Annotated in this window: 8 protein-coding genes; all 8 read right to left on the bottom strand. The window is 28.3% G+C overall.

Going from position 1 to position 8,504, the window contains the following annotated elements; genetic code table 11:
• On the bottom strand, window positions 1-131 hold a 131-nt coding region (gene ruvX, locus VK998_RS05420; RefSeq protein ID WP_325226361.1), incomplete at its 3' end, for a Holliday junction resolvase RuvX.
• Window positions 132-142: 11 nt separating this feature from the next.
• Window positions 143-1,090, bottom strand: coding sequence for an aldo/keto reductase (locus tag VK998_RS05425; RefSeq protein WP_325226350.1), 948 nt, complete (start codon window positions 1,088-1,090; stop codon window positions 143-145).
• A gap of 14 nt (window positions 1,091-1,104) precedes the next feature.
• Entirely contained in the window at window positions 1,105-3,255 is a 2,151-nt protein-coding gene (locus VK998_RS05430; protein ID WP_325226352.1) for a hypothetical protein, read from the bottom strand.
• Between the two features lie 19 nt (window positions 3,256-3,274).
• Complete coding sequence (locus VK998_RS05435) at window positions 3,275-3,535, bottom strand: IreB family regulatory phosphoprotein (protein WP_325226354.1); 261 nt, start codon at window positions 3,533-3,535, stop codon at window positions 3,275-3,277.
• Window positions 3,536-3,619: 84 nt separating this feature from the next.
• On the bottom strand, window positions 3,620-6,259 hold the full coding sequence (gene alaS, locus VK998_RS05440; protein WP_325226355.1) for an alanine--tRNA ligase: 2,640 nt from the start codon (window positions 6,257-6,259) through the stop codon (window positions 3,620-3,622).
• Window positions 6,260-6,397: 138 nt separating this feature from the next.
• Window positions 6,398-7,582 carry an AI-2E family transporter gene (locus VK998_RS05445; RefSeq protein WP_325226357.1) on the bottom strand — a complete coding sequence of 395 codons (1,185 nt, stop codon included), beginning with the start codon at window positions 7,580-7,582 and terminating at the stop codon, window positions 6,398-6,400.
• Between the two features lie 46 nt (window positions 7,583-7,628).
• Window positions 7,629-7,799 (bottom strand): hypothetical protein, encoded by a 171-nt coding sequence (locus VK998_RS05450; protein ID WP_325226359.1) that lies wholly within the window; start codon window positions 7,797-7,799, stop codon window positions 7,629-7,631.
• A gap of 97 nt (window positions 7,800-7,896) precedes the next feature.
• Complete coding sequence (locus VK998_RS05455) at window positions 7,897-8,373, bottom strand: PRC-barrel domain-containing protein (RefSeq protein WP_325226360.1); 477 nt, start codon at window positions 8,371-8,373, stop codon at window positions 7,897-7,899.
• Window positions 8,374-8,504: the final 131 nt, after the last annotated feature.

Here is an 8,504-nt window from a genome sequence, read left to right on the forward strand (position 1 = left end):
ATTTGTTTAATATCTTTTTTATTGCTTTCTCTAAAAATAGTTTTAAGTCCTTGAGCAGTAAACAATAAAGGATCGCTTATCGCAACACCTATTGTCTTATCACCTACATCTAATCCCATTATTCTTTCCATATTATCCACCTTTATATTATCTTTATACAAAATTCTGGACAGTTTCTTGCACAATAACTACAAAGTATGCAGTTTTCATTAGGTACTGCCCTACCATCTATAATTTCAATTCCATTATGTTTACAAATATTTACACAATTTCCACACCCTATACAATAATCAGCCACTATTAACCTTCTCTTCTTATTGCTTAAACTATTTTTTAGTTTATCTGGTATATTTCCCGTTTCAATCAATCCAATATTACAATCTATTTCTTCTTTTGACTGCATTCCAATGGCAAAAGAGTGTATATACGGTATATTCTTAACAAAATTAAAGGCCTCTTGAGCTTTAGGAATTAAATGACCTCCACCTAAAGGTTTCATAGCATAAATCCCTTTACCACTTTTATAAGCTTTTTCTATAGCAACTAACATCTGTTCTATGTTTCCATCCTGAATCCCAATTCCTTCTTTATTGACAATAGGATGTATAATATCAATAGATTCAGAAATTGTTCCTCCTAAAACTCCCTTTATCCTATGAGTAGAAATTCCTATGGCTCTAATTTTACCCATTTTTTTTGCTTTTTGAAAATATTCTATAGCTTCTTGATGTCCTCTTAATGTATGAATACTTTCTTGTTCATGAAGCATAAAAATATCTATATAATCAGTTCCTATTTCTTTTAATGCTAATTCTAAACTCTGTTTGGCCATATCTTTAGTATATGCATAACATTTAGTTGTAATAACATAATCCTCTCTCTTTATACCCTTTAATGCTTCTTTTATATAATTATAATTATCATATATTTCAGCAGTATCAATAAAATTTATACCTTTATCATAAGCATATTGAATAAGATATGCTCCTTCTTTTACAGTCAAATTTGCTTGAAAAGGAGTCATAGTTAAAGAACCAAAGCATAATCTTGAAACTTCTATACTAGTATTTCCTAATTTTACTCTATTCAATTTAAGTCCACTTCCTATTTTGTATATATTTCTTTGTTATATAAAATAATAAAAATTAAAAATATTGTCATCATATTAACTGTTATCCCAGATAATATTAAACCAGAGTCATTCACTAAAAAACCTACTATACTACCTATTATACATGCTAAATAGCCCTTTCCTAATCCTGTATTCATAAAGTTATTAATCCTATCTTTAAATAGATATGAAACCATAATTTGTATAAATACATTTATAATTATCACCTTTGTCCAAAATGATATACCTACTAGTCTAATATTCATCAATAACTTTCTATCTATTATATTCTTCATTAAGCCTATACCCGTATTATTTATAGATAATAAAGTACTGCCTAAATGGGTTGGACTGGGATTAAACTTTATATCTATATAGCCTAAAATTCCAATGGTTATAATAACTATGACTAAGGTTAATGTCATATTTTTTAAATTCAGCTCTTTATTCATTAGTTCCAATATAAAAAATATAGTGGCAGACAATAGAGCTATTGTGCCTCCAACATTAGCCCCTAATTTAGGATGTCCTACAGTAAAAATAGCCATAAATAAAACCAAAATAGTTCTACTTTTTTTATTAGACTTTTGATGAAGTAATCCTGCTGTTAATGTAGTTGCAACTAAAAACAACCCAACCATTTCATTTCCTATACCAAAATATCGTGCTCCTATAATAGGATCATGGCTAATAATTGAGTATTTAGTAAAAATACCGTTAAACAATATATCTACAGCAATTATTATAAAATAGGAATAGGTAATAAAAAATATTAAGCTTTTAACATTGGTTTTTTTAAATATATAAGTAAATAGCCCTAAAATAATTACTAAACTAGCAACAAATTTAAAAAGAGTGTCAATTTTAAACAAAGAATTTATTATAAATATCATTGGAAGTCCATATAGTAATAATAACAATACTTGCATCCATTCCCTCAAATTATTATTCAGTTTAATTTTAAATAAAAATATAACTGAAGCCATTAACATAATCACAATACTAGCAGTTCCATATAATAATAAAGTCTTTCCTCTTACTCTTGACATAAGATTAATACGCCCATTTATAGATTCTATATATTTAAAAGAATTGTACTTTTCTATATAGTTAATATTGTTTCCACCCATATTTTCAATACTAAGATTTAAAAAGTTTAGAACTGTAGGAGAAATATCTAAGTTAGAAATAACCCCTGGTCTTTTGGTAGTAGCAGAAATAGGTATACCTTTTTCTACACCTTTTCCCCATATAAGAATTGGTGATAATCTATTTCCATCAATCCTTTCCTCTCCACTATTTGGACTGAAAATCATTAACAAGGATTTGTCTTTACCAATTATATTAACTAAATCCCCTATAAAAGTATCAATGTCTTGTAAAATCATATTTCTTTTTTGATGCAATTTATCATCTGATAAAAAATTATTATAGCTATTAAGTCTATTTAAATCCCCTGTATCTACTACAATTAAAGAAGCTTTAGATTTAATATCCCATATTTCATCCAATATTTTGTCATAATCTGTTTTAATTCCATAGGGATAATCTAAATCTTCAATAAGAATATCATCTATATTCCCATAATCAATAAGACCTTTAGAATCCATAGGTATTAATGCAGAAGTTCTTATAAATTGCATATCTGTATCACTATTGCCATAAACAGCAGTTTTATGTCCTCCCTTATGCAACATATGGCCTAATGCACCGATAAATGGGGAGTACCTGTTATTTTCATTTTGATTATGCAATCTACCTATCTGCATATTAGCTATTTCATATTCTTTATCTAATTTACCAGCTCTATTTTCATAAATTTCTTTTAATTTATTATCCAAATTATGAAATTGACTACTTTCATTATTAGCAGAAGTTTTGTTAGATGCATTTATAGTAGCAAAACTTCCAGCTCCTCTATAGCTACTAATTCCTCTTACATTCATTAGTCCAAAATTTCCATCTTCTATTAACATTTTAAAATTAGACATTTTATCAATATCCGAAAGGGTTAATTTGTTCGCCACAACAATATAAACATTATGATCTGCATTAAAATTATCATTGCTATAACCAATTTCTAAAATAAAAAACAATATAAATAAAACAACAAAAAATGTGATAAATATCCTGGCTTTTTTCACTTAAAATTCTCTCCTAAACTTATTTTTCTTCCTCCAAATAACTTCCTAAAATCTCTTCTAATAATTCATCTCTTTCAATTTTTCTAACTAAACTTCTAGCGTTATTATGGCTTGTAATATAAGTTGGATCCCCTGATAGTATATAGCCTATAATTTGATTAATTGGATCATAGCCTTTTTCTTTTAATGCATTATAGACGGTTAAAATAATCTTTCTTGCCTCATTTATATTTTCCTTAGGTGGTTCAAACTTCATTGTCTCATTAAAATTTTTATTCATAATAACACCCCCTATAATATTTATATCATATCATTTATATAATATACAGTATGAAAATAAATATTAGCCCAAAAAGGCTAATATTTATTTAAGTTGTTTTTCAATAATTGTTGATACCATACTTAAAGCTTCTTCAACTTTAGAAATATCCTTTCCTCCTGCTTGAGCCATATCTGGACGGCCACCACCGCCACCACCAGTAATCTTTGCTACTTCTCTAATTAGATTCCCTGCATGGATTCCCTTTTCAATTAAATCCTTAGTCACCATTGAAACAAAGGAAAGTTTCCCATTGCTAACACTAGCTAAAACAATAACGCCGCTATTTATAGAATTTTTCAGTTCATCTCCTAAATTTCTTAAACTGTTCATATCCATATTATCTACTTTGTGCATAATAATATTTATTCCGTTAATTTCCTTTCTAGAATCCAATATTTCTTCAGCAATAGATGATGCCATCTTAGATTTTAAAGATTCTATCTGTTTATCCTTTTCTTTCAACTCTTCAGTAATATTTTCAATCTTTCCTATAATATCATTTCTATTAGATTTTACAATTTGTGATATTCGATTAATATCTTGTTCTAGTCCGTCTAAATATTCATAAACTGCATTACCTGTTATAGCTTCAATCCTTCTAACTCCAGAAGCGATGCTGGATTCACTAATAATTTTAAAAATACCAATATTATTTGTATTGTTTACATGAGTACCTCCACATAACTCTTTGGAATAATCCCCCATTTGAACCACTCTAACTATATCTTTATATTTATCTTCAAATAATCCAACTACACCCATTTCTTCAGACTCTTTTAGTGTCATTTCCATAGTCTTCACTTCTAAAGAAGCAAATATTTTATCATTTACAATTTTCTCTATCCTTTTTAGTTTTCCCTCTTCGACTCCTTCATAATGAGTAAAGTCAAATCTTAGCCTATTTGGTAACACTATCGAGCCTGCTTGATTTACATGCTCTCCCAAAACTTCTTTCAATGCTTTATGAAGTAAATGAGTAGCAGAATGATTCCTCATAATGTTTTGCCTATTTGCTTTATCAACTTTTGCAATTACCTTGTCTTTAAGATTTAAACTTCCTTTTTCAACTTCAACAAAGTGAATAATAGTATCATCTTTTGTATATTTAGTATCCATTACTTTCCCTTTGAAGTTTTCTTTTTCTACATACCCAATATCTCCTATTTGTCCACCACTTTCAGCATAAAAAGGAGTTTCCTTTAATATTAAAATACCTTCTTGTCCTTTTTCTATTTCATCGACCATATGTCCATCTATAGATATTCCAATTACTTCTGTTTCCAATATAGTGCTTTTATATCCTTTAAATACAGTGTTGTATCCTTCTATAAATTCTGCCAGATTTCCATTTTTCCATCCTGAATCAGAAAACTCTTCTCTAGCCTTTCTAGCTCTATTTCTTTGTTCCTCCATATGTTGGTTAAACCTATCTTCATCTACTGACAATCCCTTTTCTTGTAATATTTCTTTAGTTAAGTCTAGGGGGAACCCATAGGTGTCATATAGTTTAAAAGCTTTCTTTCCATCTAAATATTTTTCATCTTTTTCTATTATTTCTTCTATATATTCTTCCAATATGTGAATCCCTTGATGAATAGTTTCTTGAAATTTTTCTTCCTCTGCCTTTATTACTTTCTTTATTTGTTCTTCTCTTTCTTTTATCTCCTCATATTCTACTTTCCAAGACTCTATTACACTTTCTACAATACTATTTAAAAATACTCCCTTAATCCCCAATAACTTTCCATGTCTTGCAGCTCTTCTTATTAACCTTCTTAACACATAACCTCTACCTTCATTACTAGGTAGAACTCCATCTGATACTAGGAAAGTTATTGCCCTTACATGGTCAGTGATAACCCTGATAGAAGTATCTACATTAGAATCTACACCGTATTTTTTGCCAGATATACTTTCTACTTTTTTAAGTATTTTTTTTATTTCACCAACTTCAAAAATATTATCTGCTTTTTCCATTACTGCAGCTATTCTCTCAAGACCCATTCCAGTGTCAATATTCGGATGTTCTAATGGATGATATTCTCCAGATTCGTCCTTATCAAATTGAGTAAATACTAAATTCCATACCTCAATAAATCTGTCACATTCACAGCCAGGCTGACAACTTGATGACCCACAGCCATATTCTTCTCCTCTATCTACATATATTTCGGAACAAGGTCCACAAGGTCCTACCTCTAATTCCCAAAAATTATCTTCTTTGCCTAAGCGTACAATTTTTGATTCATCTAGTCCGATAACTTGGCTCCATATCTCATAAGCTTCTTCATCATCTAGATATATAGATGCCCAAAGAGCCTCTTCTGGAATTCCCATCCTTTCAGTTAAAAATTCCCAAGCCCATTCTATGGCTTCCTTTTTAAAATAATCTCCAAAAGAAAAGTTACCTAGCATTTCAAAAAAAGTTGCATGCCTGTCTGTTTTTCCTACGTTTTCTATATCTCCGGTTCTTATACATTTTTGGCAAGTTACAACCCTATTATTAGGAGGAGTTTTTTCTCCAGTAAAATAAGGTTTTAAAGGAGCCATACCAGCATTTATCAATAATAAGCTTTTATCACTTTTAGGTACTAAGGAAAAACTCGGTAAAATTAAATGACCTTTTTCTCGAAAAAATTCTAAAAACTCTTTTCTTATTTCATGTAAGCCCATACTCTTCATCAGTATACACCTCTCTTAATTTTTTAAAAAAATTCGTCCCTCATCAAAGGGACGAGAATTCACGTTCATACCTATATTTGGATTATAATTTAAACTTAATTTTTTGTCAAACATATTGAAATCGATATATCAAATTTGCTATCCATTTCTTTTCCTTATCTTTTCCATAAAAAATCCAAACAATATTTTAAACACTGCTACTGCTGGAATTGAAAATATCATACCCATAATTCCAAATACTCCTCCACCTATTACCAATGCCAATAATATAGTGACAGGATGTATTCCTGTAGTTTCTCCAATTATTTTAGGGGCTAAAACATTGTTTTCTACCCATTGTATCCCAACAAACAATATAGCTACCCATATGGCTTTGACAGGGCTGTTTAATAAAGCAAAAAAGACAGCTGGTAAAAATCCTATAAAAGGTCCAAAATAAGGTATAATATCTGCAATACCAGTTATTATTCCAATAACTACTGCAAATTCTATCTTTAAAATTAATAACAAAATAGTTGTTGCAATCCCTACATAAATAGCTAGTATTAATCTACCTCTTATGAATTGGCTTAAGGCTCTATCTATTTCTAAAGATAATTCTTTAACTTCTTTTCTTCGTTTTTTAGGAATAGTTAAGTAAATCTTATTCTTAAAATATTCCTTATCTTTTAAGAAATAAAATGTTAAAATTGGTATTAGTATTAGGCTAACTACCTTTGAAAAAGTAGATATTATGCCTTCAAAAAATTTACTTACACTAGTTATTATTACATTTTCAACATTCTGAAAGCTATTTAATATAACTCCCTCTATACCTTGTAAAATAGGAGGCATATTATCAATATTTGTATAATATTTGTAATATAGATTGTCTATAAATTGAGAGAATTTCTCAAAATATATTGGAATAATATTTACAAACCTTTTGATTTCCCTTCCAGTTTTTGGTATCACTAAAAATGACAATATAAAAACAACACCTATAATAACCATATATACTATTAAAATTCCCCAGCCTCTAGGTATATTGCGTTTTTCAAAAAAATTAATTATAGGATTAAATAAATAGGCCAGAACTGCAGAAATAATTATTGTATAAAGGGTATCAGATAATATACCATATCTTTTAGATAATAAATAAAATGAATAAATAATAATCAATGTCAATAAAAAAGGTAATACCTTTTTCTTATTAATTTTAATTTGTTTATTAGAATCTACGTAATTATTACCAATATGTATTAAATAGTAAATACCTAGAATTAAAAGGGTAGATATAATTATTATTAAATTTCTAATTAACACTGATGAATGTACATTCATAATACTTGTCTCCATCCTATTAATTTAATAGGCAGCCACTAGCTGCCTATCCCCATAATGAGTTCATACCATTAAATAAAGTAGATTTTGCTCTTCTAGCAGTTCTCATGATCCTTCTTTTCTGCATTGGTCCCATTCTAGTTCCAAAAATCATTCCTAAAGAAGCACCTAATATACCTCCTAAAAGAGCTCCATTTCTAAAGCCATTATTATTCATGTCTATATCCTCTCCTTTTTACTTTATATATATTATTCTTTCACTTTACAAATATTTAATTCCATTTATTTTTTGTAAATATTGTAATTTAAATAATTTATACAATAGATTTATAAGGTATATAGACAGAATTATCTTTAATATAGGTGTTCTTTAAAAATGGAATATAATTCCTTCCTTTTATTAAATCTTCAATTAATCCTTCGGTAATTATAAAACCACTAATAGAACCATCTTCCTTATTTATAACAATATCCTTTATATACCCAACGCATTCTCCGTTTTCAAGCTTAATCTCTTTATCGATAAATTTAAATTTACCACCAATATTTTCATTTAATTTTTTTTGAAAAATTTTAATATCTTCTAAATATAAAGCTTGATTGCTATTTATAAAATTTATATCCTTATATGGAATAGGCGCCTTGTTTTTAATCAGGTTATTGTTTTTAACTATTAAATATTCTATTTTTCTTAAATCATGGGAATAAAGTATATCCATAATTTTCCCAATAGATTCATTAGTTGCTTTATCTATTATATCCAATGTAACCAATTGTTTATATCTTATCATTTATATACCCCTCTTCTGTTGAGACCTTTCATATATTGTTCCTAATATAAAATAAAATTATTTTGTAAAATTTCTCCACCTTCATATATAATCTACAGAGAGGTATATTTTATTTAATGATGATGGGAATC

The organism is Schnuerera sp., from assembly GCF_035459645.1.
Taxonomy (GTDB): Bacteria; Bacillota; Clostridia; order Tissierellales; family Tepidimicrobiaceae; genus Schnuerera.

Bases quoted from the DNA above. Each gene is read 5' to 3' on its own strand.
- VK998_RS05450 (WP_325226359.1), bottom strand. From the start codon at position 7,799: ATGAATAATAATGGCTTTAGAAATGGAGCTCTTTTAGGAGGTATATTA.
- VK998_RS05445 (WP_325226357.1), bottom strand. From the start codon at position 7,582: ATGAATGTACATTCATCAGTGTTAATTAGAAATTTAATAATAATTATA.
- alaS (WP_325226355.1), bottom strand. From the start codon at position 6,259: ATGAAGAGTATGGGCTTACATGAAATAAGAAAAGAGTTTTTAGAATTT.
- VK998_RS05435 (WP_325226354.1), bottom strand. From the start codon at position 3,535: ATGAATAAAAATTTTAATGAGACAATGAAGTTTGAACCACCTAAGGAA.
- VK998_RS05455 (WP_325226360.1), bottom strand. From the start codon at position 8,373: ATGATAAGATATAAACAATTGGTTACATTGGATATAATAGATAAAGCA.